Annotated in this window: 20 protein-coding genes; 15 read left to right on the forward strand and 5 right to left on the reverse strand. The window is 66.3% G+C overall.

Features of this window, described 5'->3' with window-relative positions; genetic code table 11:
- Positions 1–105 precede the first annotated feature (105 nt).
- Positions 106–1,005, reverse strand: coding sequence for a LysR family transcriptional regulator (locus C7H85_RS01225; RefSeq protein WP_106727900.1), 900 nt, complete (start codon positions 1,003–1,005; stop codon positions 106–108).
- 405 nt (positions 1,006–1,410) lie between these two features.
- On the opposite strand from C7H85_RS01225, the gene C7H85_RS01230 reads away from it, so the two are divergent.
- From C7H85_RS01230 to C7H85_RS01265, 8 genes are all read left to right on the forward strand, one after another.
- Positions 1,411–3,735: an FdhF/YdeP family oxidoreductase gene (locus C7H85_RS01230; RefSeq protein WP_106727901.1), complete on the forward strand. Its 2,325-nt coding sequence runs from the start codon at positions 1,411–1,413 to the stop codon at positions 3,733–3,735.
- 195 nt (positions 3,736–3,930) lie between these two features.
- Complete coding sequence (purE, locus tag C7H85_RS01235; protein ID WP_106727902.1) at positions 3,931–4,425, forward strand: 5-(carboxyamino)imidazole ribonucleotide mutase; 495 nt, start codon at positions 3,931–3,933, stop codon at positions 4,423–4,425.
- On the forward strand, positions 4,422–5,489 hold the full coding sequence (gene purK, locus C7H85_RS01240; RefSeq protein ID WP_106727903.1) for a 5-(carboxyamino)imidazole ribonucleotide synthase: 1,068 nt from the start codon (positions 4,422–4,424) through the stop codon (positions 5,487–5,489). The genes purE and purK overlap by 4 nt, the downstream gene beginning before the upstream one ends.
- A gap of 285 nt (positions 5,490–5,774) precedes the next feature.
- A complete protein-coding gene (locus tag C7H85_RS01245) occupies positions 5,775–6,356 on the forward strand; it encodes a DJ-1/PfpI family protein (RefSeq protein WP_106727904.1) in 582 nt (193 codons plus the stop codon).
- A 270-nt stretch (positions 6,357–6,626) separates the two neighbouring features.
- Positions 6,627–7,760, forward strand: coding sequence for an efflux RND transporter periplasmic adaptor subunit (locus C7H85_RS01250; RefSeq protein WP_245879570.1), 1,134 nt, complete (start codon positions 6,627–6,629; stop codon positions 7,758–7,760).
- Positions 7,757–10,816: an efflux RND transporter permease subunit gene (locus C7H85_RS01255; RefSeq protein WP_106727906.1), complete on the forward strand. Its 3,060-nt coding sequence runs from the start codon at positions 7,757–7,759 to the stop codon at positions 10,814–10,816. Before C7H85_RS01250 ends, C7H85_RS01255 begins: the two co-directional genes overlap by 4 nt.
- Before the next feature lie 147 nt (positions 10,817–10,963).
- A complete protein-coding gene (locus tag C7H85_RS01260; RefSeq protein WP_106727907.1) occupies positions 10,964–12,064 on the forward strand; it encodes an efflux RND transporter periplasmic adaptor subunit in 1,101 nt (366 codons plus the stop codon).
- Positions 12,061–15,111 (forward strand): efflux RND transporter permease subunit, encoded by a 3,051-nt coding sequence (locus tag C7H85_RS01265; RefSeq protein WP_106727908.1) that lies wholly within the window; start codon positions 12,061–12,063, stop codon positions 15,109–15,111. The genes C7H85_RS01260 and C7H85_RS01265 overlap by 4 nt, the downstream gene beginning before the upstream one ends.
- A 125-nt stretch (positions 15,112–15,236) precedes the next feature.
- On the opposite strand, the gene C7H85_RS01270 is transcribed toward C7H85_RS01265, so the two are convergent.
- On the reverse strand, positions 15,237–16,277 hold the full coding sequence (locus C7H85_RS01270; RefSeq protein ID WP_106727909.1) for a PLP-dependent cysteine synthase family protein: 1,041 nt from the start codon (positions 16,275–16,277) through the stop codon (positions 15,237–15,239).
- 123 nt (positions 16,278–16,400) lie between these two features.
- Between C7H85_RS01270 and C7H85_RS01275 the strand changes: the two genes are divergently transcribed.
- A complete protein-coding gene (locus C7H85_RS01275; protein ID WP_106727910.1) occupies positions 16,401–16,859 on the forward strand; it encodes an Lrp/AsnC family transcriptional regulator in 459 nt (152 codons plus the stop codon).
- Between the two features lie 231 nt (positions 16,860–17,090).
- Here the strand turns inward: C7H85_RS01275 and C7H85_RS01280 are convergent, their stop codons facing one another.
- Together C7H85_RS01280 and C7H85_RS01285 are read right to left on the reverse strand one after the other, a co-directional pair.
- Entirely contained in the window at positions 17,091–17,420 is a 330-nt protein-coding gene (locus tag C7H85_RS01280) for an antibiotic biosynthesis monooxygenase (protein WP_106727911.1), read from the reverse strand.
- Between the two features lie 103 nt (positions 17,421–17,523).
- Entirely contained in the window at positions 17,524–18,318 is a 795-nt protein-coding gene (locus tag C7H85_RS01285; RefSeq protein WP_106727912.1) for an AraC family transcriptional regulator, read from the reverse strand.
- A 92-nt stretch (positions 18,319–18,410) separates the two neighbouring features.
- Between C7H85_RS01285 and C7H85_RS01290 the strand changes: the two genes are divergently transcribed.
- Entirely contained in the window at positions 18,411–19,385 is a 975-nt protein-coding gene (locus tag C7H85_RS01290; RefSeq protein WP_210433566.1) for a bile acid:sodium symporter family protein, read from the forward strand.
- Here C7H85_RS01290 and C7H85_RS01295 read toward each other — a convergent pair.
- The gene (locus tag C7H85_RS01295; protein ID WP_106728589.1) at positions 19,369–20,529 is read right to left on the reverse strand and encodes a Na/Pi symporter; all 1,161 of its coding nucleotides are present in this window, start codon (positions 20,527–20,529) and stop codon (positions 19,369–19,371) included. The two genes, C7H85_RS01290 and C7H85_RS01295, sit on opposite strands and share 17 nt — an antisense overlap.
- A 163-nt stretch (positions 20,530–20,692) precedes the next feature.
- Between C7H85_RS01295 and C7H85_RS01300 the strand changes: the two genes are divergently transcribed.
- The 5 genes from C7H85_RS01300 (at position 20,693) to C7H85_RS01320 (ending at position 24,693) form a co-directional block, all read left to right on the forward strand.
- Positions 20,693–21,928 carry an RNA polymerase sigma factor gene (locus tag C7H85_RS01300; RefSeq protein WP_106727914.1) on the forward strand — a complete coding sequence of 412 codons (1,236 nt, stop codon included), beginning with the start codon at positions 20,693–20,695 and terminating at the stop codon, positions 21,926–21,928.
- Between the two features lie 75 nt (positions 21,929–22,003).
- Positions 22,004–22,843, forward strand: a complete 840-nt coding sequence (locus C7H85_RS01305) for a YciI family protein (RefSeq protein WP_106727915.1) — start codon at positions 22,004–22,006, stop codon at positions 22,841–22,843.
- The gene (locus C7H85_RS01310) at positions 22,840–23,217 is read left to right on the forward strand and encodes a YciI family protein (RefSeq protein WP_106727916.1); all 378 of its coding nucleotides are present in this window, start codon (positions 22,840–22,842) and stop codon (positions 23,215–23,217) included. Before C7H85_RS01305 ends, C7H85_RS01310 begins: the two co-directional genes overlap by 4 nt.
- Positions 23,214–23,567 carry a DUF1428 domain-containing protein gene (locus C7H85_RS01315; RefSeq protein ID WP_106727917.1) on the forward strand — a complete coding sequence of 118 codons (354 nt, stop codon included), beginning with the start codon at positions 23,214–23,216 and terminating at the stop codon, positions 23,565–23,567. The genes C7H85_RS01310 and C7H85_RS01315 overlap by 4 nt, the downstream gene beginning before the upstream one ends.
- 346 nt (positions 23,568–23,913) lie before the next feature.
- Entirely contained in the window at positions 23,914–24,693 is a 780-nt protein-coding gene (locus C7H85_RS01320; protein ID WP_106727918.1) for a CLCA_X family protein, read from the forward strand.
- Positions 24,694–24,717: the final 24 nt, after the last annotated feature.

Here is a 24,717-nt window from a genome sequence, read left to right on the forward strand (position 1 = left end):
TACGGCCCCAGGTTATGTAAATGTTACCCCGCCGTCCAATGGCTTGCCTCTATACGCTGATAAATGCCCTCTATCGGTATTGGCTTCGTATCATCAAGACGTGTTTTAACGAGCCAGCCTTTCCGGCTGAAAAATAGACAACGCATCCGAAAAGCATTTGTCGGCCAAGGCGGAACGAGGCTCGCTCCGGCGCATCAGTAATCCGATGGGCGACTGGACGACCGCGTCGGCAATGGGAATGATCCGCAACTGTTCATTCAATGACTCAATTCCGCTTTGCAACGGCATAATGGCGCAGCATATGCCGGCACTGACCGCCTGAATCAGCTGAAAGGTGGAGTCGCTCTCCAGTATTGAGTGCGGTTCAATGCCATGGCTGCTGAAGCTGAGGTCTATCGACTGGCGGTAATGCATGCCTTTGGTCAACAAGCCCAGCGGCAACTCGCCGAGCGATGCCCAGCTTAATTCGGGCGCGGAGAACTCGAAGTGACGGACGTCATGCAGCAGGCCCATGCGGGTGGCCGTCAGCCTGATGACCTCGAAGAAACGGCTGTCGATCCGATCCAGGTAACAGAGGCCAAGATCAAGCTGATTGCGGTTCAGGCCGTCGATGATCTGTTCCGATGTCATGGAAGCAAGCTGGAATCGCAGCTCCGGATAACGCTGCGCCAGGGGCTTGAGCAGTTGCATCGGGTTCAGGCTGGCCAGGGGCACCATGCCCAGCCGCAGGCTGCCGACCAGCTGACCGCGGCAGCTTGCTGCTTCCGCCCGCAGGCCGTCGTGGGCGGCAAGCAGGGTTTTGGCCCAGGCGAGAATTCGCTCTCCCTCTTCCGTAAACCCCTCGAAGCGCTGGCCGCGAGTGACGAGCACAAGATCCAATTCGTCTTCAAGCTTGCGGATCCGCATGGAAAGGGTGGGCTGGGTAATATGGCAAAGGGCCGCAGCCTGACCGAAGTGCCTGGTTTTATCGAGTGCGATCAGGTACTTGAGTTGTTTAATATCCATGATGGGGCCGCCTAAGGGTCAGCATGCTGATGGGATGGTGTATAAATATTCAACGTCAGGCGGCGAGTAAAAGGCCGGTCCGGCGCGTCAGCCGGTTGCTCACAAGATATCTGCATGTTGTGCAACTGTTTGATCTATAGTGTTTTTTACTGTCATGATAGATGAGCCCTATTGCTTCTTCAGGCATCTCAATTAGACACCCTTCCTGAATATCCATAGTCTTTGACCGAGATCATGTTAATCGAAAAACGGTTGCCTGGTTCGTTATTATTTTCACTTTAAGGGCCATAAACGGATGTCAGCCTGGTTGGAATTATTAATGCCCCATTAAAGCACCTTCGCGGCTTTGGCGTACCGGACCGTTACTACTGACATTGCAATTATTCCCATCAACGGGAGACGTTTATGAGCCAAAAAAAACACATTAAAGATTACACCGGCCCGGCGGCAGGCTGGGGCGCCTTGAAGAGCGTAACCAAAAGCTGGCTCGGCAGCGAGAATGGCTTCAGAAACCTGAGGGCCATGCTGAAAACAAATCAGAATAGCGGATTCGACTGCCCGGGTTGTGCCTGGGGCGAGTCGCCGGAAAATGACATGGTGAAATTCTGCGAAAACGGTGCCAAGGCGGTGAACTGGGAGGCCACGGGCCGTTTGGTCGATCCGGATTTTTTTGCCAAATACAGCGTGTCGGAACTCGCGAAGCAGACCGATTATTGGCTGGAGTACCAGGGGCGGCTGACGCACCCGATGCGCTACGACGCGGCAACCGATCATTATGTCGAAACCAGCTGGGACGAGGCATTCGCCCTGACAGCCAGCCATTTGCGGGGGCTGGATTCACCGGATCAGGCCGACTTCTACACCTCCGGCCGAGCCAGCAATGAAGCGGCCTTTCTCTATCAGCTTTTCGTCCGCGCCTTCGGCACCAATAACTTTCCCGACTGCTCGAACATGTGCCATGAAGCCAGCGGCATCGGCATGGCCGACACCATTGGCGTCGGCAAGGGTACCGTGGTGTTCGAGGATCTGGCGTTGGCCGACGCTATTTTTGTCATTGGCCAGAACCCCGGTACCAACCACCCCCGCATGCTCGAGCCGCTGCGGGAAGCGGTGAAGCGCGGCGCCCAGGTGGTGTGTTTCAACCCGCTGAAGGAGCGGGGGCTGGAGCGTTTTCAGCATCCCCAGCATCCGCTTGAAATGCTCGGTAATGACTCGGAACCGACCAGCACGGCGTATTTTCGTCCGGCGTTGGGCGGTGACATGGCGGTGATGCGGGGTATTGCCAAGTTCCTGTTGGCCTGGGAGCGCGAGGCACAGCAAAAGGGCGAGCCGCCGGTGTTCGATCACGACTTCATCAAGGCCCACACCACCGGCCTGGAGCAATACCTGGCCGAAGTGGACGCCACCCGTTGGGAGCACATCGTCGAGCAATCCGGCCTGAGCCGGTCCGAGATCGAGCTTGCCGCCCGCATGTACCGGCGTGCGGAGCGGGTGGTGATGTGCTGGGCAATGGGGCTGACGCAGCATCGCCATTCCGTGCCGACCATTCAGGAGGTGGTGAATCTTCAGCTGCTGCGTGGCAATATCGGCAAGCCCGGTGCGGGCCTGTCGCCGGTGCGCGGCCACAGCAACGTGCAGGGCGACCGGACCATGGGCATCAATGAACAGCCGCCCGAGTCGCTGCTGAATGCCCTGGAAGCGCGCTTCAACGTCAAGGTGCCGCGCGGTCATGGCCATAATGTGGTGCAGGCCATCAAGGCGATGGAAGAGAAGCGTACCAAGGTCTTTATCGGCCTGGGCGGCAATTTTGCCCAGGCCACGCCCGACACGCCGCGTACCCACCGCGCCCTCGGCAACTGCGAACTGACCGTGCAGATTTCCACCAAGCTGAATCGCTCCCACCTGGTGACCGGCCGCGAGGCGCTGATCCTGCCGTGCCTGGGGCGCACCGAGGTGGATATGCAGTCGACGGGGCCGCAGGGGGTGACCGTCGAAGATACCTTCAGCATGGTGCACCTCTCCCACGGCCAGTTGTCGCCGTGCTCTTTGCAGCTGCGCTCGGAGCCGGCCATCATCGCCGGTATCGCCAGGGCGACCCTGGGCCGTCATCCCATCGACTGGGAGTGGGCGGTCGCCGACTACCGCCGCATCCGCGACCTGATTGCGGACACCATTCCCGGCTTTGGGCATTTTAACGAGAAGCTGGACCAGCCGGGCGGCTTTTACCTCGGCAACGCCGCCGCCGAGCGCAAGTGGCACACCCCGGGTGGCAAGGCCTGCTTCACGGCCAGCACACTGCCGGGGCAACTGGTCAACGAGGCCGTGCTGGCCAGTGGCGAAAAACCGGATCTGATCCTGCAGACCCTGCGTTCCCACGACCAGTACAACACCACCCTGTACGGCCTCGACGACCGTTACCGTGGCGTATTTGGGCTTCGCGAGGTGATCTTCGTGAATGAAGAGGATATCCGCCGCCTCGGGTTTGAACCCGGTGAAAAAGTGGATCTGGTGTCCCTGTGGGAAGACGGGCAGGAACGCCGTGTGTCCGGTTTTATGCTGGTGGCCTACGACATCCCGCCCGGGCAGGCCGCGGCCTATTATCCGGAGACCAACCCGCTGGTGCCGCTGGAAAGCTACGGTGACCGCACCTTTACCCCCACCTCCAAGTTTGTCGCTGTCCGGCTGGAAAAAGCCCGGGCCGGCAACCGGATCCCGTCTTCCCCGGTGTGACCACGACCGTCGGCCTGGCACTGCTCTGGATGGCTCGGCATGCCGCCAGACGCGAAACGAGCGCTTGAGCGCGGCACCGGCTGCGAAACGGGTCAGGCCTGCGGCAACAAACTAGCCGCCATACCGCCGTTTCGCTATAATCCGCGCTCCCCCCGGATCCACCATAATGCTGAACGTTGTTGAACAGGAGTAGTCATGCAAGCAAAAGTTGCCGTCATCATGGGTTCCAAGAGTGACTGGCCCACCATGCAGGGCGCCGCGGAAATCATGGACAAGCTGCAGGTCGCCTATACCGTGGAAGTGGTGTCGGCGCACCGTACCCCCGACAAGCTGATGGAATTCGGCGAGCAGGCGGTGGCCCGCGGCTTCGAGGTGATCATCGCCGGTGCCGGCGGCGCGGCCCACCTGCCGGGCATGGTGGCGGCCAAGACCCGGCTGCCGGTGCTGGGCGTGCCGGTGCAGAGCAAGGCGCTCAACGGCCTCGACAGCCTGCTGTCCATCGTGCAGATGCCCAAGGGCATCGCCGTGGGCACCCTGGCCATCGGCGCCGCCGGTGCTTTCAACGCCGGCCTGATGGCTTGCCAGATCCTGGCCAACAACGATGCCGCCCTGGCCGAGCGGCTGGAGGCCTTTCGCACCGAGCAGACCGAGGCGGTGCTGAGCCAGCCGGATCCGCGGGAGGAAGCATGAGCCGTATCTGGGTTCTCGGTGCCGGCCAGCTCGGCCAGATGCTGAAGCACGCGGGCATGCCGCTCGATCTTGAAGTGTGCCCGGTGGACATCGAATCGGAAGAGACTTTTCCGCTGCAGCTGCACGAGCAGGTCACCGCCGAGCGGGAACAGTGGCCGGACACCGCCGCCACCCGTCAGCTCGCCGCCCACCCCGGCTTCGTCAACCTGAACACCTTCCCGATACTGGCGGATCGCTTCACCCAGAAGTCGCTGATCGACAAGCTGGAGCTGGCCACCGCACCCTGGCGCCTGGTCGAAACCGATACCACCGCCGAGGCCCTGCACCAGGCCTTGGGCGAGCGGGTGTTGCTCAAACGCCGTACCGGCGGCTACGACGGCCGCGGCCAGCACTGGCTGCGCGAGCCGGGCCGGGATGCCATTCCCGACGACTGGCACACCCAGGCCATCGCCGAACAGGCCATCGATTTCGACGAGGAAGTGTCCGTCGTCGGCATGCGCGGCGACGACGGCCAGTGCTATTTCTATCCGCTTACCCTCAACCTGCACGTGAACGGCATCCTGCTGGGCTCGGTGTCGCCCCTGGCGCGGCTGAGCCACCTGCAGGCCGAGGCCGAAGGCATGCTGGGCAAGCTGATGAACGATCTGGACTACGTGGGCGTGATGGCCATGGAATGCTTCCGGGTCGGCGATCACCTGCTGATCAACGAGCTCGCGCCCCGGGTGCACAACAGCGGCCACTGGACCCAGGCCGGCGCCAGCGTCAGCCAGTTCGAGGCGCACCTGCGCGCCGTGGCCGGCTTGCCGCTGGTCAAGCCGCGGGTGAAGAACCTGAGCGTCATGGTCAACCTGGTGGGCACCGAGCGGGACAACGACTGGCTGGCGGTGGACGGCGCCGAGCTGTACTGGTACGGCAAGGAAGTGCGCCCCGGCCGCAAGGTGGGCCACATCAACTTCTGCCTCGACAGCCAGGCCGAGACCCGTTCGGCCCTGGACCGTCTCGAGCCCCTGCTGCCCGCCAGCTACGGCCCGGTGCTCGACTGGCTGCGCAGCCAGCTCGACTGAGCCCCAAAGCCCCGCTTCGGCGGGGATTTTTGTGTGGCAATCCATGGAAATGGATCTACGGCAGATTAAGGTTCCATATGGAGCTTCGCAGGGTCGGCTTCAATCGACCAAACCCCCGCGCCGTTGGTGGAATGGTCCACTGAAGTGGACCCTACGGCGGACCTGGTAGGGCCGAATTTATTCGGCCAACACACTCCCGCCTGATTTGTCACCCACTCTTCATCTCGCCCCCTGCCGGCTCTGCTAGTCTTTAGAAGGTTTTTTTGATCTCTTAAGGAGAGCACGATGAGCGCGAAAAAAATTCTGATGCTGGTGGGCGACTATGTGGAAGACTACGAGGTGATGGTGCCCTTTCAGGCGCTGCTGATGGTGGGCCACCGGGTGGATGCGGTCTGTCCCGACAAGCAGGCCGGCGAACAGATCCGCACCGCCATTCACGACTTCGAAGGCGATCAGACCTACAGCGAGAAGCCGGGCCACAACTTCACCCTCAACGCCAGCTTCGCCGACATCAACGAAGCGGACTACGACGCTCTGGTGGTGCCGGGCGGCCGGGCGCCGGAATACATCCGCCTCAATCCGCGGGTGCTGGAAATGGTGCGCCACTTCGCCCAGGCCGACAAACCCATCGCCGCCGTCTGCCACGGCGCCCAACTGCTGGTGGCCGCCGGCGCGGTCAAGGGCAAGGGCTGCTCCGCCTACCCGGCGGTGGCGCCGGAGATCGCCCTGGCCGGCGGCGACTGGGTCGATATCGCGATGGACCAGGCCCATGTGGACGGCAACCTGGTCACGGCGCCGGCCTGGCCCGCCCATCCCGCCTGGCTGGCGGCCTTCCTGCAGCTGTTGGGCACCCGCATCAGCCTGTAACCCTGTTATCCGCCCGCGGCGTCCCCTCGCCGGTTCAACACCCTCTTCCGCCGGGAGAGGGTGTTTTTCGTTCAGGTCCCTTTCTCGCGGTGCTACACCCCTGAGGCGATAAATGATGGTTTTTCCGAGGTATTGGCTGCCGGTGAATTTTCGCTCAGTTGCTATGCTCAAGAAGTGACTCCATCAGCCTGAGCAGGGACGCATATGGCGAGCAACGGAGCTGGACCGTGGTTGGTAAACCAAAAGGGACTTTGGTGGTTATTGGCGATCGTGCTGTTGTCGCTGTTCTGGATATGGCGGGGGCAGCTCTATCAGGCTCAGGCCTCGGCGCCGGATCCTTCCCCGCCCGTTGCATCGGGCACGGCACCGCCCCGGGTGGAAGTGGCGGTATTCGAACAGCAGCATTACCGGCCCGAGCTGGTCCTGCAGGGGCAACTGCTTCCTGCCCGGCAACTGATGCTGCGCTCCCAGATCAACGCAACGGTGCAACGGCTGCCCGCCCTGGGCGCCGAGGCCGGCGCCGGCGAGCTGCTGCTGGAGCTGAGCGTGGATCAGCGCCAGGCCAGCCTCGACCAGGCCCGGGCCGAGCTGGCCCTGCGTCAGGCGGAGCTGAACGCCGCCCGCAAGCTGCGCCGGAACAATATGGTCTCCGAAACCAACCTGCTCAGCCTGCAATCGGCGGCGGCGGCGGCCGAGGCGGCGCTGGCCGTGGCCCGGCTGGAGCTGGAGCACACCCGGATCCGGGCGCCCTTCGGCGGGGTGGTAGAGCGATTGCCGGTCGAGCTGGGCACTTTCCTGCAGCCCGGAGACGAACTGCTCGCGCTGGTGGACGTGTCCCGTCTCAAGATGACCGCCATGGTGCCGCAGCAGCAGGTCGGCGGGCTCGCGCCGGGCATGCCGGTACGGGCCCGGCTGCTGGACGGCCGGCAGCTGGACGGCACCCTGACCTTCGTGGCCAGCGCCGCCGATCAGCGCAGTCGCAGCTTCGCCCTCGAAGCCGAGCTCGATAATCCCGAGCGGCTGCGGGTGGCCGGGGCCAGCGCCAGCCTGCACATCGGGCTGGCCGAGCGGCAGGCCCATCCCCTGTCTCCCTCCCTGCTGACCCTGGACGATCAGGGCTACCTCGGGGTGACCCTGGCCGACGAACAGGACCGGGTGCGCCAGGCCCGGGTGGAACTGCTCAGCATCACCCCCGACCAGGCCTGGGTTGCCGGGCTGCCGCCGCGGATCCGGGTGATTACCCGGGGCGCCGGTTTCGTCGCCCCGGGCCAGCAGGTGGCGGTGATCGAGCGCCAGCCCGATTTCGGGCCGGAGGCCGAGCAGCTGGCCGACCGCGGCGCCGAGCCGGAGCTGGTGATGGCCGTGCCGCCGGTGGTGGCGGACGACGCGGTCGCCGGACCATGAGGGTGTTGATCCAGGCCGCCGTGGAACGGAGCCGCGCCACCCTGATGGTGTTTGTCTTTCTGCTGCTGGGCGGATACACCGCCCAGCAGCTGATCCCCAAAGAAGCCGCCCCGGACGTGACCATTCCCCGCATGAATGTGTCGGTCAAGCTGGAGGGCATCAGCCCGGAAGACGCGGATCGCCTGCTGGTGCGGCCGATGGAGCAGGAGCTGCGCTCCCTGGCCGGTATCCGCAGCATGACCTCGACCGCCAGCGAAGGCCAGGGCGTGGTGTCGCTGGAGTTCGACGCCGGTTTCAATCCCCGGCAGGCGCTGCAGGACGTGCAGGAAAAGGTGAACGCGCTGCGCGGCAAGCTGCCCGAGAAGGCGGAGTCCCCCCGGGTGCAGGAAATCAACGTGGCGCTGTTCCCGGTGCTGTCGCTGGCCTTGTCCGGCCGGCTGACGGAGGCGGAGCTGGTCACCATCGCCCGGAAAATGAAGCTCGCTATAGAAAGTATTCCCGAGGTGTTGGAGGTGGTGATCGCCGGTGACCGGGAAGAAGTGGTGGACATAGTGGTGGATCCCCAGGTGCTGGATCGCTACCACATCGATTACCAGCAGCTGTTCAACCTGGTGTCGCGCAACAATCAGCTGGTGGCCGCCGGCAACCTGGAAACCGACACCGGCCTGCTGGCGGTGAAGGTGCCGGGGGTGATCGAGAGCCTGGAGGACATCCTCTCCCTGCCCATCAGGGTGGAAGGCGATATCGTGATCACCTTCGGCGAGGTGGCGCTGCTGCAGCGCGGCTTCAAGGCGCCCACCAGCCTGGCCCGCATCAACGGCGAGCCGGGGGTGGTGCTGGAGATCAGCAAGCGCACCGGGGCCAACATCATCGACACCATCGACAAGGTCAAGGCGCGGGTGGCCGAGGCCGGGACCCGGCTGCCCGACGGGGTGAGCATCAATTACATCATGGATCAGTCGGTGCGGATTGACGCCATGCTGGACGACCTGCTCAACAACGTGCTCACCGCCGTGGTGCTGGTACTGGTGCTGATCATCGCCACCATGGGGCTGCGTGCCGCCGTCATGGTGGGGCTGACCATTCCCGGCGCCTTCCTCTGTGGCCTGCTGATGATCTGGGCCATCGGCTACACCCTCAACGTGATCGTGCTGTTCGCCCTGATCATGGTGGCCGGCATGCTGGTGGACGGCGCCATCGTGATCTCCGAGCTGGCGGATCGCAACCTGCACCAGGGCCAGTCGCCCCGGGCGGCCTGGATCAACGCCGCCCACCGCATGAGCTGGCCGGTGTTCGCCTCCACCGCCACCACCCTGGTGGTGTTTCTGCCCATGCTGTTCTGGCCCGGGGTGGTGGGGGAGTTCATGAAATACCTGCCCGCCACCATTATCCTCTGCCTGCTGGCCTCCCTGGCCATGGCGCTGATCTTCCTGCCCGCCATGGGCGGGGTGAGCCGTTACCGTCCCCGCCGGGGCGAGCCCATCTACGTCCCCGGGCTGACCCTGTACCGGGCCCTGCTGAGCCGGCTGCTGAGGCGGCCGGGCCTGGCCCTGGCCGGCACCCTGCTGGTCATCGGAGTTATCTACACCGCCTACGGGCGCTTTCACCACGGGGTGGAGTTTTTCCCCAGCATAGAGCCGGACAGCGCCCAGTTGCAGGTGCGCGCCCGGGGCGATCTGTCCCTGCACGAGAAAGACCGCATCCTGCGGGAGGTGGAGCAGCGGCTGCTGGGGCTGTCCGAGGTGCGGGCGCTGTATGCGCGCAGCCTGGCGACGCCCGGCCACCAGATGGGCACCGACGTCATCGGGGTGCTGCAGTTCCAGATGACGGACTGGCACCGGCGCCGGCCGGCGGCGGAGATCGAGCAAAGCATAGCGGCGCTGACCCGGGACATTCCCGGCATCGTGCTGGAATTTCGCGAGCAGAAACAGGGGCCGGCCCGGGGCAAGCCGGTGGAACTGCAGATCAGCAGCACCGACGGCACGCCGCCGGGGCCCTTCGTGGATGAACTCCGGACCCTGATGGGCCGGCTGGGCGGCTTTACCGATATCGAGGACAACAGGGCGCTGCCGGGCATCGAATGGCGTATCGAGGTGGACAGGGCGGCGGCGGCGCGCATGGGCGCCGATATCCTGAGTGTGGGTAACGCGGTGCAGCTGGTGACCAACGGCCTGAAGCTGGCCAGCTACCGGCCGGAAGCGGTGCCCGACGAGGTCGACATCCGGGTGCGCCTGCCCCAGGGCTGGCGCTCCCTGGATCAGTTCTCCCGGCTCAGCCTGACCACCGAGCGCGGCCAGGTACCGCTGGCCCATTTCGTGACCCTGACGCCGGCGCCCAAAACCGGGCGCATCCACCGCATCGACGGGCTGCAGGCGGTGACTCTGAAGGCGGACATCGCGCCCGGATACCGGCTGGACGAACGGCTGGCGGCGCTGCGTCCCTACCTGGCCCAGCTGCCGCCGGAGATCGGGCTGGCGTTCGGGGGGGAAGACGCGGATCGGCGGGAGGCCGGCACCTTCCTGCTGGCCGCCTTCGGCGTCGCCATCTTCCTGATGATGCTGATCCTGGTGCTGCAGTTCAACAGCCTGTACCAGACCGCCCTGGTGCTCTCGGCCATCGTGCTGTCCACCGCCGGGGTGCTGATGGGGCTGCTGCTCAACGGCCAGCCGTTCGGCATCGTGATGGTGGGCATGGGCATCATCGCCCTGGCCGGCATCGTGGTGAACAACAACATCGTGTTGATCGACACCTTCAACCAGCTGATCGCCGAGGGCATGAGCCCGCCGGAGGCGGCGCTGGAAACCGGCTGCCTGCGGCTGCGGCCGGTGCTGCTCACCGCCCTGACCACGGTGCTGGGGCTGATGCCCATGGTGCTGGGGGTCAATATCGACCTGCTGGCGCCCAGCCTCGGCGTGGGCGCCCCCTCCACCCAGTGGTGGACCCAGTTGTCCAGCGCCATCGCCGGGGGGCTGACCTTCGCCACCCTGCTGACGCTGCTGTTGACGCCCTGCCTGTTGTTGTGGGGCGCCCGGAGCAGGCCACCGCCCTCGGCCTGATCCGGTTTTGCGGCGCCTCCCGGTGTTGTTGCGGAGGCGCCCTCCTTTCTGTGTGGACCCGCTCCCGCTTTGCGCCGGCCGCTGTTGTCCGGTGTTCCGCTCCGTTGGTATGCTGAGCATTGACTCTATTACCCGGACGGTATCGGCATGAGCAAAACAGGCGGCAGACAGTGGCTGAACGAGCATCGCCAGCTCGGGTGGTGGCTGTTGATCGGGCTGGTGGCGGTATTCTGGCTGTGGCGCGGCGAGCTGTACCAGGCGCAGGAGCAACTGGCCGAGGTACAGGGCACCCCGCAGGCGCCGCGGCTGACCATGGTCGAGGCCCGGTGGCTGCAGGCCCGGCGTTACCGGCCGGAGCTGGTGTTGCAGGGCCAGTTGCTGCCTGCCCGGCAGGTCAGCCTGCGCGCCCGCATCAACGCCATCGTCGTCCGGGTACCCGTTCTGGGTGAGCGGGTGGCCGAGGGAGAACTCATGCTGGCCCTGAGCGAGGACGATCGCCGGGGCAACCTGCTCCGGGCCGAGGCCGAGCTGGCGCTGCAGCAGGCTGAAGTCACCGCCGCCGAACGGCTGCGCCGCAACAACCTGGTGTCCGAAACCGAGCTCCTGGCCCAGAAAGCCGCCGCCGCGGCGGCCCGTGCCGCGCTGGACTCGGCCCGGCTGGCGCTGGCGCACACCCGCGTCACTGCGCCCTTTGCCGGCAGCATCGACGCCCTGCCGGTGGAGGCGGGCGACGTGGTGCAGGCGGGGGACGAGCTGCTGACCCTGGTGGATGTGTCGGCGCTGAAAATGACCGCCCAGGTGCCCCAGCAACAGGTGGCCGGGCTCGAGCCCGGCCTGCCGGTGACGGCGGTGCTGCTGGACGGCCAGGCGCTCGAGGGCACGCTTACCTTTGTGGCGCGCAGTGCCGATCCCCAGACCCGCAGCTATGCCCTGGAGGCCCGGTTCGACAACCCGCGGCAGTGGCGGGTGGCCGGTGCCAGCGCCAGCCTGCATGTCCGCTTGCCTGAACAGCCGGCCTACCGGCTGTCGCCGGCCCTGCTGACGCTGGACGGCGACGGCCGGCCCGGCGTCAAGACGGTGGATGAAGCCAACCGGGTGCGCTTTATGCCGGTGACCCTGCTCGGCATCACCCCCGGCGCGGCCTGGGTAGGCGGCCTGCCGGCGCGGGTGCGGCTGATCACCCGGGGCGCCGGGTTTGCGGCGCAAGGGGAGGAGGTGACGGTGACCGAGCGGGAGCCGGCAGCATGAGGGCGATGATACAGGCGGCGGTGGAGCGCAGCCGCGCCACCCTGATGGCGTTTATCTTCCTGCTGCTCGGCGGCTACGGCGCCTACCAGGCCATCCCCAAGGAAGCCAACCCGGACGTGACTATCCCCATGATGTACGTGTCCATGGGGCTGGAAGGCATCAGCCCGGAAGACGCCGAGCGGCTGCTGGTGCGGCCCATGGAGCAGGAGCTGCGCGCCCTGGAAGGGGTCAAGAAGATGAGCTCCACCGCCGGCGAGGGTCACGCCTCGGTGATGCTGGAGTTCGATGCCGGCTTCGACCCTAGGCGGGCGCTGCAGGAGGTGCGCGAGAAGGTGGACTCGGCGCGCAGCAAGCTGCCGGAAGAGGCGGACGAGCCGGTGGTGCACGAGATCAACGTGGCGCTGTTCCCGGTGCTGTCGGTGGCGCTGTCGGGGCCCCTGGCCGAGGCGGAGCTGGTGATCCTCGCCCGCCGCCTGAAGGAGGAGATCGAAGGCATTCCCGAGGTGCTGGAGGTGGACATCGGCGGCGACCGGGAAGACGTGCTGGAGATCCTGGTCGACCCCCAGGTGCTCGACGGCTACGGTATCGACTACAGCCAGCTGTTCAACCTGGTGTCGCGCAACAACCGGCTGGTGGCCGCCGGCAGCCTGGACACCGGCGCCGGCCGGCTGACGGTGAAGGTGCCGGGGGTGATAGAGAACCTGGACGACGTGCTCGGCCTGCCCATCAAGGTGGACGGCGACCGGGTGGTCACCTTCGGCGACGTGGCCAGCATTCGCCGCGCCTTCAAGGATCCCACCGGCTTCGCCCGCATCAACGGCGAACCCGGGGTGGTGCTGGAGGTAAGCAAGCGCGCCGGGGCCAACATCATCAACACCATCGCCCAGGTCAAGGCGCTGCTGGAGCAGGCCGGCCCGCTGCTGCCGGAGGGGGTGGAGGTCCACTACATCATGGATCAGTCGATCCAGATAGAAACCATGCTGTCGGACCTGCTCAACAACGTGCTCACCGCCGTGGTGCTGGTGCTTATCCTGATCGTCGCCACCATGGGCCTGCGTTCGGCGGTGATGGTAGGACTGACCATCCCTGGCGCCTTTCTCGCCGGCATCCTGGTGATCTGGGCCATCGGCTTCACCATGAACATCATAGTGCTGTTCTCGCTGATCCTGGTGGCCGGCATGCTGGTGGACGGCGCCATCGTGGTGTCGGAGCTCGCCGATCGCAATCTGCACGACGGCCAGCCCCCGGCCCAGGCCTGGGTGAACGCCGCCCACCGCATGAGCTGGCCGGTGATCGCCTCCACCGCCACCACCCTGGCGGTGTTCGTGCCGCTGCTGTTCTGGCCCGGGGTGGTGGGGGAATTCATGAAGTACCTGCCCGCCACCGTCATCATCTGCCTGCTGGCTTCATTGGCCATGGCGCTGGTGTTCCTGCCCACCATGGGCGGCGTGAGCCGGCACCGGCCCCGCTACGCCCGGCCGGTGACCGTGCCCGGGCTCGCGCTGTACCGGGCCGTGCTGAGCCGGTTGCTGCGCCGGCCCGGGCTGACCCTGGCCGGCACCCTGGCCCTCATCGCGCTGCTGTACGCCGCCTACGCCCGCTTCAACCACGGGGTGGAATTCTTCCCCGATATCGAGCCGGACAGCGCCCAGCTGCAGGTGCGCGCCCGGGGCGATCTGTCGGTGTACGAGAAGGACGCCATACTGCGCGAGGTGGAGCGGCGGCTGCAGGGGCTGACCGAGGTGAAGGCGCTCTACGCCCGCAGTTTCGCCATCGCCGACGGCCAGATGGGCACCGACGTCATCGGGGTATTGCAGTTCCAGTTCACCGACTGGCACCGGCGCCGCCCGGCCAGCGCCATCAAGGAGACCATGACCGGGCTGACCCGGGACATTCCCGGCGTGGTGCTGGAGTTTCGCGAGCAGCAGATGGGGCCGGGGGCGGGCAAACCGGTGGAGCTGCGGGTGTCGGGCACCGACGAGCGCGCCCTGAGCGAGGCCACGGAGCGGATCCGCGCCGCCATGCAGGCCCTGGGCGGCTTTGCCGACATCGAGGACAACCGCACCCTGCCGGGCATCGAGTGGCGTATCCGGGTCGACCGGGAGGCCGCCGCCCGCTTGGGCGCCGACGTGCTGAGCGTGGGCAACGCGGTGCAGCTGGTCACCAACGGCTTGAAGCTCGCCAGCTATCGCCCCGAGGACGCCAGCGACGAGGTGGACATCCGGGTACGGCTGCCCCAGAGCTGGCGTTCCCTCGATCAGTTGTCGCGCCTGACCCTGAACACCCAGCGCGGCCAGGTGCCGCTCAGCCATTTCGTGACCCTGACCCCGGCGCCCAAAATCGGCACCCTGCACCGGGTGGACGGGCGGCGCACCATCACCATCCAGGCGGACATCGCCGAGGGCTACCGGCTGGACGAGCGGCTGGCGGCCCTGGCGGGGCAGAACATCGGGCTGCCGTCCGGGGTCGGCCTGGTGGTGGCGGGGGAGGACGCGGATCAGCGCGAGGCGGCCCGGTTCCTCACCACCGCCTTCCTGGTGGCGCTGTTCCTGATGACGCTGATCCTGGTCACCCAGTTCAACAGCCTGTACCAGACCGCCCTGGTGCTGTCGGCCATCGTCTTTTCCACCGCCGGCGTGTTGATGGGGCTCTTGCTCAACGGCCAGTCCTTCGGCATCGTGATGGTGGGCATGGGCATCATCGCCCTGGCGGGCATAGTGGTGAACAACAATATCGTACTGATCGACACCTACAACCAGTTGCGCACCGACGGCCTGCCGCCCTTCGAGGCGGCGCTGGAAACCGGCTGCCTGCGCCTGCGCCCGGTGCTGCTCACCGCCGTCACCACCGTGCTGGGGCTGATGCCCATGGTGCTGGGGGTGAACGTGGATCTGCTGACCCCCAGCCTCGGGCTGGGGGCGCCGTCCACCCAGTGGTGGACCCAGCTCTCCAGCGCCATCGCCGGCGGCCTGAGTTTTGCCACCCTGCTGACCCTGCTGCTCACCCCCTGCATGCTGGTGCTGGGCGCTCGCAGAAAGGTTCACTGAAGTGGACGATGGATTTTGTAGGGTCGAATTTATTCGACCGAACACGGTGTCGGATAGTGGTTGGTCCATTGAAATGGACGACGGCGTTCGGCAAATCCCGGCGAGATGCCGGGGGCGTCCCTTGCCTAACCCAGCTCCGCCAGCTGCTGCCGGTAGGGGGCGATATCGCCGATATGCGCCGCGACCCAGTCCGGATTGTAGTAGGTGTCGAGGTAGCGCTCGCCGCCGTCGCACATCAGGGTGACGATGGAACCCCGCTCGCCTGCCTCCTGCATGCGCCGGGCCAGTTGCAGCGCGCCCCACAGGTTGGTGCCGGTGGAGCCGCCGGCCTTGCGGCCCAGGATGTGTTCCAGCCAGTGGATGGTGGCGATGCTGGCGGCGTCCGGTACCTTGATCATCTCGTCGATCACCTCGGGCAGGAAGGAGGCCTCCACCCGTGGCCGGCCTATGCCCTCGATGCGGCCGCCGGCCTGGCTGGTGAGGCCGGGGTTGCCGGTGCGGTAACTGTCGTAGAACACCGAATGTTCCGGATCCACCACCACCAGCCGGCTGTCCAGCCCCAGGTAGCGGATATAGCGGCCCAGGGTGGCGGAAGTGCCGCCGGTGCCGGCGCTCATCACGATGGCCCTGGGCACCGGGTGGGGCTCTTCCGCCATCTGCCGGAAGATGCTCTCGGCGATGTTGTTGTTGCCGCGCCAGTCGGTGGCCCGCTCGGCGTAGGTGAACTGATCCATGTAGTGGCCGCTGCACTCCCGCGCCAGCCGCTCGGCTTCGGCATAGACTTCGCCCGCATGAGTCACGAAATGGCAGCGTCCGCCCAGCCGCTCCACCTGGGCGATTTTGCTGCGGGTGGTGTGGCGCGGCATCACGGCGGTGAAGGGCAGTTGCAGCAGCCGGGCGAAGTAGGCCTCCGACACCGCGGTGCTGCCGGAGGAGGCTTCCACCACCGGGGTACCTGCGCGAACCTTGCCGCTGCAGATGGCGTGCAGGAACAGGGAGCGGGCCAACCGGTGCTTGAGGCTGCCGGTGGGGTGGGTGCTCTCGTCCTTCAGGTAGATGTCGACGCCCCTGAGACCGGGGATATCCAGCCGGTAGAGGTGGGTGTCGGAGGTGCGCAGCTGGTCGCTGGAGAGGGTGCGCAGGGCGGTACGGATCCAGTGGTTCATGGTCGGGTTCCCGGTGGCGGTAGGCGGAAATTGTATCCCCGTCTTCGGGAAATAAGTTTTCCTTCTTTCCGTCATGGGTGCTATTTTTTGGAAAGTTTTCCTATTTATTTAAGGTTTAATAGAATGGATACTTTCGACAGGCGGATCCTGGCCCTGTTGCAGCAGGACGCGACCCTGGCGCTGAAGGATCTGGCCGAGGCGGTGAATCTGTCCACCACGCCCTGCTGGAAGCGGGTCAAGCGGCTGGAGGAAGAGGGCTATATCCGCGCCCGGGTGGCGCTGCTCGACGGCGAGCGGCTGGGGCTCGGGTTGTCGGTGTTTGTGCAGATCAAGACCCAGCGCCACGACAGCCGCTGGCTGGCCCGCTTTGCCGAGACGGTGACCGCCTTCGAGGAGGTGGTGGAGTTCTACCGCATGTCCGGCGACTGGGACTATCTGCTGCGGGTAGTGGTGGCCGATATCAATGCCTATGACCGCTTTTACAAGAAGCTGATCACCAGCACCGAAGGGCTGTCGGACATCACCTCCAGCTTCGCCATGGAGCAGATCAAGTACAGCACGGCGCTGCCGTTGGGTGGGTAAAAAGCCGCCGACTGCCGATACCCCTTTGAACGCCTAAAAACGTAATTCCCAGGCTGGGGAGGTGGCCAAAGGGAACCGCCCCACCGACCGTCACATGCCAGGGATGGCATGTGCCGAGCGTCACATGGACGTGCTTGAAGCGTGTCGGCGGAGTGGACCCTTTGGTCGACTTCTTCGGCTATGACAAATGAGTTTGTCACCCAACCTGCGGGGCCGGCATCCGCCCGGCTGTCAGATATTCAGGCTTTCGTCCTCCGTCGTTCCGGACCGGGCGGTGATCATGGTGGTGACCGGGCCGCCGCTGATCTCGGGCGGGGCCACCACCAGGGCGGCGATGTTCTCCCTGACCCAGTCGGCGGCCAGCCGGTTGGAGGCGGCGGCGGTGTCGGCGCTGTCGAACAGGCTGAACGATACCACCACATTGTTGCCGGCGTTCAGCGCGTAGTAGGCGAGAAAGCCGGGCGCCTGGCTGATGATGGCGGCAAATCCCGCGTTGACCCGCTGCAGCAGTTCTTCCGCCGCACCGGGCCGGGTTTTGTACCTGCGTATGCTCGCATGCATGATGTTCTCCTTCCGCAAGAGCCGGTGTCATGCCCGCCTCGTGCCGGGCGGGCACTTTAATTATCGGCGCAAAGGGTGGCCCTTGCCGGGGAGCTGAACGCCGTCAGCCTGGCGGCATATAGTCCCCCGGGGTACGGCCGAGCAACGCCCGGAAGGCGGCGATAAAGGCGGACAGGCTGTCGTAGCCGCAGGCCAGGGCCACGTCGGTGATGCGCTCGCCCCGCTCCAGCAGGGGCAGGGCGGCCAGCAGCCGGCAGCGCTGGCGCCACTGGCGAAAGCTCATGCCGGTGTCGGCTTTGAACGCCCGGCTCAGGGTCTTGTCGCTCAGCCCCAGTTGGGTGCTGAAATGGCCCAGCGGCTGGGGGCAGTCCGGTTGCGCCGCCAGTTGCCGGCACAGGGGCTGCAGCCGTGGATCCCGCGGCCAGGGCAGCACCAGATCGCGGCTGGGGGCGGCGGCCAGCCGGTCGAGCAGCACCCGCGCCAGCCGGCCCTCGGCGCCGGCGTCGTCGTATTCCACCGGAAAGTGGCTGAAGGCGACGATCAGCTCCCGCAGCAGGGGGCTGATCTCCAGCACCTGGCAGGCCCGCGCCGGCAGGGCATCGGCCGCGATATAGAGGCTGCGGATGCGGGTGCCGGGCCCGAGCCGCACGCCGTGCTCCAGGCCGGGCGGTATCCACACCGCCAGGCTGGGTGGCGCCAGGTAGCGGGCAGCGGGCGTGTCCACCGTCACCACGCCGCGCTCCGCGTAGGAAAGCTGCACCCAGGGGTGGCGATGGGGCCTGTCTATGGCCTGGTTGGGCAGGGAGTGAATATGGCCCAGCACCGGGCGGGGCAGGGCCCTGAGCTGCTCCAGTTGCCCTAGCAATGCGCTGGCTTTGTCCGTTTGGCGATACTTCATCTTCTTTTGCCGACAAACTCCGGTTGGAGTCCAGGGTACAGTGACTTTTTTACCGACTCAACCCGGAGCCTGCCATGCTCGGCCATTTGCGATTGCTGTTCGACAATTTCACCCTGACGTTGCTGGCGGTGGTGGCCGCCGCCACCTTGCTGCCGGCCCGGGGCCAGGGCGCGCTGTTCTGCGAGGGGGTTACTACTGCCGCCATCGCCCTGCTGTTCTTTATGCACGGCGCCAGGCTGTCGCGCCGGGCCATCATCGACGGCGCCACCCACTGGCGGCTGCACCTGCTGGTGTTCGGCTGCACCTTCGTGCTGTTTCCGCTGCTGGGGCTGGCGCTGAGGCCGGTGCTGCTGCCGCTGCTGGGCGAGCCGCTTTACCTGGGCGTCTTGTTCCTGTGCGTACTGCCGGGCACGGTACAGTCGGCCATCGCCTTTACCTCCCTGGCCGGGGGCAATGTGCCGGCGGCGGTGTGCAGCGCCTCGGCCTCGAGCCTGCTCGGCATCCTGCTTACGCCGGTGCTGGCGGGGTTGCTGCTCCAGGTGCAGGCGGACAGGGCGGCCGGCTCTACCCTGGAGGCCATCGGCGCCATCAGCCTGCAGTTGCTGCTGCCCTTCGTGGCGGGCCACCTGTTGCGGCCCCGTATCGGCGGCTGGGTGGACCGGCGCCGGGCCCTGTTGTCCAAGGTGGATCAGGGCTCCATCCTGCTGGTGGTCTATACCGCCTTCAGCGCGTCCGTGGTGGAGGGATTGTGGAATGCGGTGTCGCCCGCGCGGCTGGCGCTGCTGACGGCGGTGTGCTGCCTGCTGCTGGCCCTGGTGCTGGGGCTCACCGCCTGGCTGGGGCGGCGGCTGGGGTTTAACCGGGAAGACAGGATCACCATCGTCTTCGGCGGCTCCAAGAAAAGCATGGCCACGGGGGTGCCCATGGCCAAGGTGCTGTTTGCCGGATCCATGCTGGGCCCGGCGCTGCTGCCGCTGATGCTCTTTCACCAGATCCAGCTGATGGCGTGCGCCGTGCTGGCCCGGCGCTACGCCCGGCGGGGCGAGGCCATCAGAACAGCTGGCTGACGCCCACCATGGCCAGCGGCAGGGCGAAGAAGACGCCACCGATATAGGCGACCACATAGCCCTTGTTACGCTGGGCCTGCTGGGCCAGGGTCTCGGCCATGCGCACCGGTACCTGGCGCAGGAAGGGCAGCAGGTAGATGAGGGCGATGGCCAGCAGGTTGAACAGCAGGTGCACCAGGGCGATTTGCAGCGCCACCAGAGCGGAGGCGCCGGTGATGGCGGTGGCGGCCAGCAGGGCGGTGATGGTGGTGCCCACGTTGCTGCCCAGGGTGAAGGCATAGACCTGTTTGAGCGAAAACACGCCGGTGCCGGCCAGGGGCACGATCAGCGAGGTGGTGGTGGAAGAGGATTGCACCAGCACGGTGATAAGGGTGCCCGAGGCCATGCCGGACGCCGGGCCCCGGCCCACGGCGCTGTGCAGTATCTGCATGGCCCGGCCCACCATCAGGGTGCGCAGTATGCGGCCAATCTGGGTCACCACCAGCAGGATCAGGCCGATGCCCGCCAGGATCAGCGCCACCCCCGACCAGATACCCGGCAGCCAGCCGGTGGCGGTGTCCAGCACATTGCCCGCCGGCGCCAGCAGGGTCTTCATAAAGTTGAGGTTGCTCATGCTGACGCTGGCATCGCTCACCAGCAGCCCGGCCAGGTATTCGGAGGCGGTGGCCAGGGGACGGAACAGCAGCTCCAGGGGCAGCAGTATGGCCACCGCCAGGATGTTGAAACTGTCGTGGATGGTGGCGGCGGAAAAGGCCCGGCGGAATTCCTCGCCGTTGCGGATATGACCCAGGCTGACCAGGGTGCTGGTCAGCGAGGTGCCGATATTGGCGCCCATTACCATGGGAATGGCGATGGCGATGGGCAGGCCGCCGGCCACCATGCCGACGATGATGGAAGTGACGGTACTGGAGCTCTGGATCAGCGCCGTGGCCACCACTCCGATAATCAGCGCGATGGCCGGGTTGGAGGCGAAGGCGAACAGCTCCTTGGCGTTGCTGCCGGTGGCGGCCTTGAAGCCGTCGCCGATGGCGCCCACGGCGGCCAGCAGCACGTAAATCAGAACGGCAACCAGCAGCCAGGACAGCCAGTTCGACTGGGCGGTGTCGCCTGCGGCTCCGGGAACGGCGGTGGATTCCAGGTTCATCATGCTTTCTCATCGGCTTAAGTTGGCGCCACTATGCCGAGAGAATATGACGGTTTTATTACAATACGACAGTTTTATGACCGTTGTGTTGCAGCGCCGACCACCCGGGCCGCCCGCCCCGCCCTGGCCTACACTGAACCGGTGTTTAACCAGAGAGACGCCCATGCCCGCCATCCAGACCCTCGATGATCTTTATCGCCAGCACTCCCGCCGGGTGCTGGCCACCCTGATCCGCCTGCTGGGCGACTTCGATCTGGCGGAAGAGGCCATGCAGGAGGCCTTCGCCGCCGCCCTGCAGCAATGGCCGCAGCAGGGCCTGCCCGAACAGCCCCTGGCCTGGCTGATCGGCACCGGTCGCCACAAGGGCATCGACCAACTGCGACGCCGGCAACGGCTGCAACCGCAGCACGATGAGGAGCCTTGGGTGTTGCCAGCGGAAGAGGCAGCCGGCATCGACGACGATCTGCTGCGGCTCATCTTCACCTGTTGCCATCCGGCCCTGGCCACCGAGGCCCAGCTGGCCCTGACCCTGCGCGAAGTCTGCGGCCTGACCACCGAGCAGGTGGCCAGCGCCCTGTTGCAGCGGCCGGCCACCCTGGCCCAGCGCATCGTGCGGGCCAAGCAGAAGATCCGCGCGGCGGCCATTCCCTACGAGGTGCCGGAAGCCGCCGCCCTGCCCGAACGGCTGGCGGTGGTGCTGAAGGTGGTGTACCTGATGTTCAACGAGGGTTACTCCAGCAGCCAGGGCGAGCAGGTGCTGGATCTGGGTCTCTCGGCCGAGGCCATCCGCCTGGCCTGGCTGCTGGCGCAGCTGTTGCCCGCCGGCGAGGTGTTTGGCCTGCTGGCGCTGATGCTGCTGCACGATGCCCGCAAGTACGCCCGGCAGGACGCCGCCGGCGACCTGGTCACCCTGGAAGAGCAGGATCGCCGTCTGTGGGACCGGACCCAGATAGACGAAGGGCTCGACCTGCTGGCGCTGGCCTGGCGGCAACCGGTGGGGCCTTACGGCCTGCAGGCGGCCATTGCCGCCGAGCATGCCCAGAGCTCCCGCCCGCAGGACACCGACTGGCCCCGCATCGCCGAGCTGTACCAGGCGCTGTACCGGCTGCAGCCCTCGCCGGTGGTGGCCCTGAACCGGGCGGTGGCCCTGGCCATGGCCGACACCCCGGCGCGGGGACTGGCGTTGCTGGACGAGCTGGGCGGCCACAAGGCCATCCAGGGCTACCACCTCTACCATGCGGCCCGGGCCGATCTCTACCGCCGGGCGGGGCAGCACGCCGCCGCCCGGGCCGCCTACCGGCGCGCCCTGGACTTGTGCCGCCAGCAGCCGGAGCGCCGCTTCCTGGCCCGGCGGCTGCGGGAGCTGGACGGGGTATCCGAAAAAAACGGAAAAAAATGACCGACCCTTGTCGATTTGCCCTCGGCCCGCGCGACTTATTGATAACCACAAGCGAACCACCACGGGAGAACCACCATGAAATTCATCTTGATGCGCAAGGCCGACGCCGCCACCGAGCAGGGCGTGATGCCCTCGGAGGAACTGCTGCAGGCCATGGCGGACTACAACGAGCGGCTGGTGCAGGCCGGGGTACTGGTGTCCGGCGAAGGGCTCAAGCCCAGCCGCGAAGGCTGCCGTATTTCCTTTCGCAACGGCGAGCCGACGGTAACGGACGGCCCCTTCGCCGAGACCAAGGAACTGCTGGCGGGCTTTTCGGTGCTGGAGGTGGCCTCCAAAGAAGAGGCGATCGCCTGGGCGCGGCAGTGGCCCCGGCTCGACGGCGACGTCACCCTGGAACTGCGGCCCTACTACCAGTTGGAAGACTTCACCCCGGGGGCGGCCATCGACCAGCACCGGACGCTGGGCGAACGGATGGCCAAACTGCCGGCCGGCGTGGCCACCTACCTGGTGTTCGCCGGCCGCTGCCGGGAGGCCATGACCTTTTATGCCGAGCTGCTGGGTGGGCAACTGGAGATGATGCTGCCCTATGCCGAGACCCCGGCGGCGGCCGAGGTGTCGGCCGACTGCCAGCAGCACATCGCCCATGCCCGGCTGAACCTGGGCGGCCGCCTGCTGATGGCGAGCGACGCCGCCGGAGACTGCTACCAGCCGCCCCAGGGGGTGTCGATACACCTGGAGTTTCCGGAGCCGGCCCGGGCCGAGCAGGTGTTCCAGGCCCTGGCCGAGGGCGGCCGGGTGCAGATGCCCTTGGCCGAGACCTTCTGGGCGCACCGCTTCGGCATGGCGACCGACCGTTTCGGCATCGACTGGATGGTGAGCTGCGAGCAGGCCGGCGGCCAGGGGAGGCCATCATGAAATACCTGGCGCTGGTGTACTACCGGGAAAGCCGGGTCGACGCCATGTCCGAGCGGGAATGGCATTCTCTCAACCAGGAATGCATCCGCTGCGTGGAGCGGCTGAGCGAGCAGGGCCACTTCGTGGCCGGCCAGGCCCTGCAGCCGGTGGCCAACGCCACCACGGTGCGGGTGCGCGACGGCGAGGTGCTGATCTCGGACGGCCCCTTCGCCGAAACCAAGGAGCAACTGGCGGGCTTCTACCTGCTGGAGGCCCGGGATCTGAACCAGGCGCTGCAACTGGCCGGCCGCATCCCTCCGGCCCGGCTGGGCAGCATAGAGCTGCGGCCGGTGCGCGAGCTGCCGCCCAAGGACCGACAAGGAGACGAAAAATGAACTATGTAGACGGATTTGTGGCCGCCGTGCCCACCCAAAACAAGGAGATCTATATCCACCATGCCCGCGCCGCCGCCGAGGTGTTCAAGGAGCACGGCGCCCTGCGGCTGGTGGAATGCTGGGGCGACGACGTGCCCCAGGGCGAGCTGACCTCCTTCCCGATGGCGGTGAAGTGCCGGGAGGACGAGACTGTCGTATTTTCCTGGATTCTCTGGCCCTCCCGCGAGGTGCGCGACCAGGCCATGCCCAGGGTGATGGAAGATCCACGGCTCAAGCCCGAGGTCAACCCCATGCCCTTCGACGGCAAGCGGCTGATCTACGGCGGCTTCGCCATGGTGGTGGACGAATAGCCGCCGGCACGGTGGCCCCGCGCAGAGGCAAGGCTGTTCGGTGAGATGCGTTTTTTCCGCCGCCACCGAACAGCCCCTCCCCCTGGCCGCCGATCCGCCAGCATGGCGCCGGGGCACAAGCGAGGGGGAGGCTGGGTGGGGGTGTCACCCCATCACCAGCGGGTCTGACGGTCATCACCAACCACTCCACCCCGATGCTCCCCTTGGTTTCAGTCGCTCAGTCTTCCTGTGGCTCAATGAGCCCGAGGGGAGGGGGAAGCCCGTCCGGCACCCCAGGGTTTGTCAGTACGTGGTTCCCACCGGTACAATCCCGTGCTCGACCGAACAGCAGCAGGGAGCCGGCGCCATGGCGGGCGAACACAACACCGATCGTTTTTATCGCCGGGGGCCGATACACGGCGGCGAGGGGGTGGATTTCGTGGCCCTGCGCCGGCGCTTCGACTTTCGCGCCATCGAGCTCGGCCGCTGGGTCACCCGGGCCGAGCGGGAGCGGGCGGCGGGCCTGTTCTACAACGCCCTGTGCGATCTGATGCTGATCCTGCAGGGGCCGGAGCAGCTGGTTTCCCTGCGCGGCACCCTGAGCCTGCAATACGGCATCGGCGGCCGGCCCGGGGTCTCGGCCCACTATAACCCGGCCAGCCGCAGCTTCGCCCTGGCCAAGAACGCCGGCCCGGGCAGCATCGCCCACGAGTGGTTCCACGCCTTCGACCACCATATGGCCGACAAGGCCTTTACCGGCACCGGCCCCAACGTTTTCGCCTCCCGCGCCTGGCTGGACGAGGCGGCCCGGGTGGCGCACCCGCTCAACCAGGCGCTGTTCGACTGCTTCCAGGCGGTGCTGCTGGACGAAACGGGCGAGCAGCCCAGCGAGCTGTTCCGCGCCTCGGCCGAGGCGGACCGGCGCCATGGCATCCTGTATTACAGCCAGCCGGAAGAGCTGTGCGCCCGTGCCTTCGAGGCCTTTGTGCAGGACGCGCCCATCAAGAACACCTTTCTGGTCAAGGGTACCCGCGCCAGTGCCGAGGCCGAGCAGGGCCTCTATCCCCGGGGTGGGCAACGGGCGCGCTGCAACGCCGCCTTCGGCCGCTACTTTCGCGCCCTGGGCGGGGCCCTGGCGCGCCAATGACCCTTTATCACCCAAGGAAGACCC

Origin of the sequence: Zobellella endophytica, from assembly GCF_003012775.1 — a bacterium.
GTDB lineage: Bacteria > Pseudomonadota > Gammaproteobacteria > Enterobacterales > Aeromonadaceae > Oceanimonas > Oceanimonas endophytica.

What these genes read in the sequence shown, in the direction of transcription:
- C7H85_RS01320 (WP_106727918.1), top strand. Translation starts at nt 23,914, where the DNA reads ATGGCGGGCGAACACAACACCGATCGTTTTTATCGCCGGGGGCCGATA.
- C7H85_RS01285 (WP_106727912.1), bottom strand. Translation starts at nt 18,318, where the DNA reads ATGAAGTATCGCCAAACGGACAAAGCCAGCGCATTGCTAGGGCAACTG.
- C7H85_RS01310 (WP_106727916.1), top strand. Translation starts at nt 22,840, where the DNA reads ATGAAATACCTGGCGCTGGTGTACTACCGGGAAAGCCGGGTCGACGCC.
- C7H85_RS01295 (WP_106728589.1), bottom strand. Translation starts at nt 20,529, where the DNA reads ATGAACCTGGAATCCACCGCCGTTCCCGGAGCCGCAGGCGACACCGCC.
- C7H85_RS01230 (WP_106727901.1), top strand. Translation starts at nt 1,411, where the DNA reads ATGAGCCAAAAAAAACACATTAAAGATTACACCGGCCCGGCGGCAGGC.
- C7H85_RS01305 (WP_106727915.1), top strand. Translation starts at nt 22,004, where the DNA reads ATGAAATTCATCTTGATGCGCAAGGCCGACGCCGCCACCGAGCAGGGC.
- C7H85_RS01260 (WP_106727907.1), top strand. Translation starts at nt 10,964, where the DNA reads ATGAGCAAAACAGGCGGCAGACAGTGGCTGAACGAGCATCGCCAGCTC.
- purK (WP_106727903.1), top strand. Translation starts at nt 4,422, where the DNA reads ATGAGCCGTATCTGGGTTCTCGGTGCCGGCCAGCTCGGCCAGATGCTG.
- C7H85_RS01280 (WP_106727911.1), bottom strand. Translation starts at nt 17,420, where the DNA reads ATGCATGCGAGCATACGCAGGTACAAAACCCGGCCCGGTGCGGCGGAA.
- C7H85_RS01255 (WP_106727906.1), top strand. Translation starts at nt 7,757, where the DNA reads ATGAGGGTGTTGATCCAGGCCGCCGTGGAACGGAGCCGCGCCACCCTG.
- C7H85_RS01225 (WP_106727900.1), bottom strand. Translation starts at nt 1,005, where the DNA reads ATGGATATTAAACAACTCAAGTACCTGATCGCACTCGATAAAACCAGG.
- C7H85_RS01275 (WP_106727910.1), top strand. Translation starts at nt 16,401, where the DNA reads ATGGATACTTTCGACAGGCGGATCCTGGCCCTGTTGCAGCAGGACGCG.
- C7H85_RS01315 (WP_106727917.1), top strand. Translation starts at nt 23,214, where the DNA reads ATGAACTATGTAGACGGATTTGTGGCCGCCGTGCCCACCCAAAACAAG.
- C7H85_RS01265 (WP_106727908.1), top strand. Translation starts at nt 12,061, where the DNA reads ATGAGGGCGATGATACAGGCGGCGGTGGAGCGCAGCCGCGCCACCCTG.
- C7H85_RS01270 (WP_106727909.1), bottom strand. Translation starts at nt 16,277, where the DNA reads ATGAACCACTGGATCCGTACCGCCCTGCGCACCCTCTCCAGCGACCAG.
- C7H85_RS01245 (WP_106727904.1), top strand. Translation starts at nt 5,775, where the DNA reads ATGAGCGCGAAAAAAATTCTGATGCTGGTGGGCGACTATGTGGAAGAC.
- C7H85_RS01300 (WP_106727914.1), top strand. Translation starts at nt 20,693, where the DNA reads ATGCCCGCCATCCAGACCCTCGATGATCTTTATCGCCAGCACTCCCGC.
- purE (WP_106727902.1), top strand. Translation starts at nt 3,931, where the DNA reads ATGCAAGCAAAAGTTGCCGTCATCATGGGTTCCAAGAGTGACTGGCCC.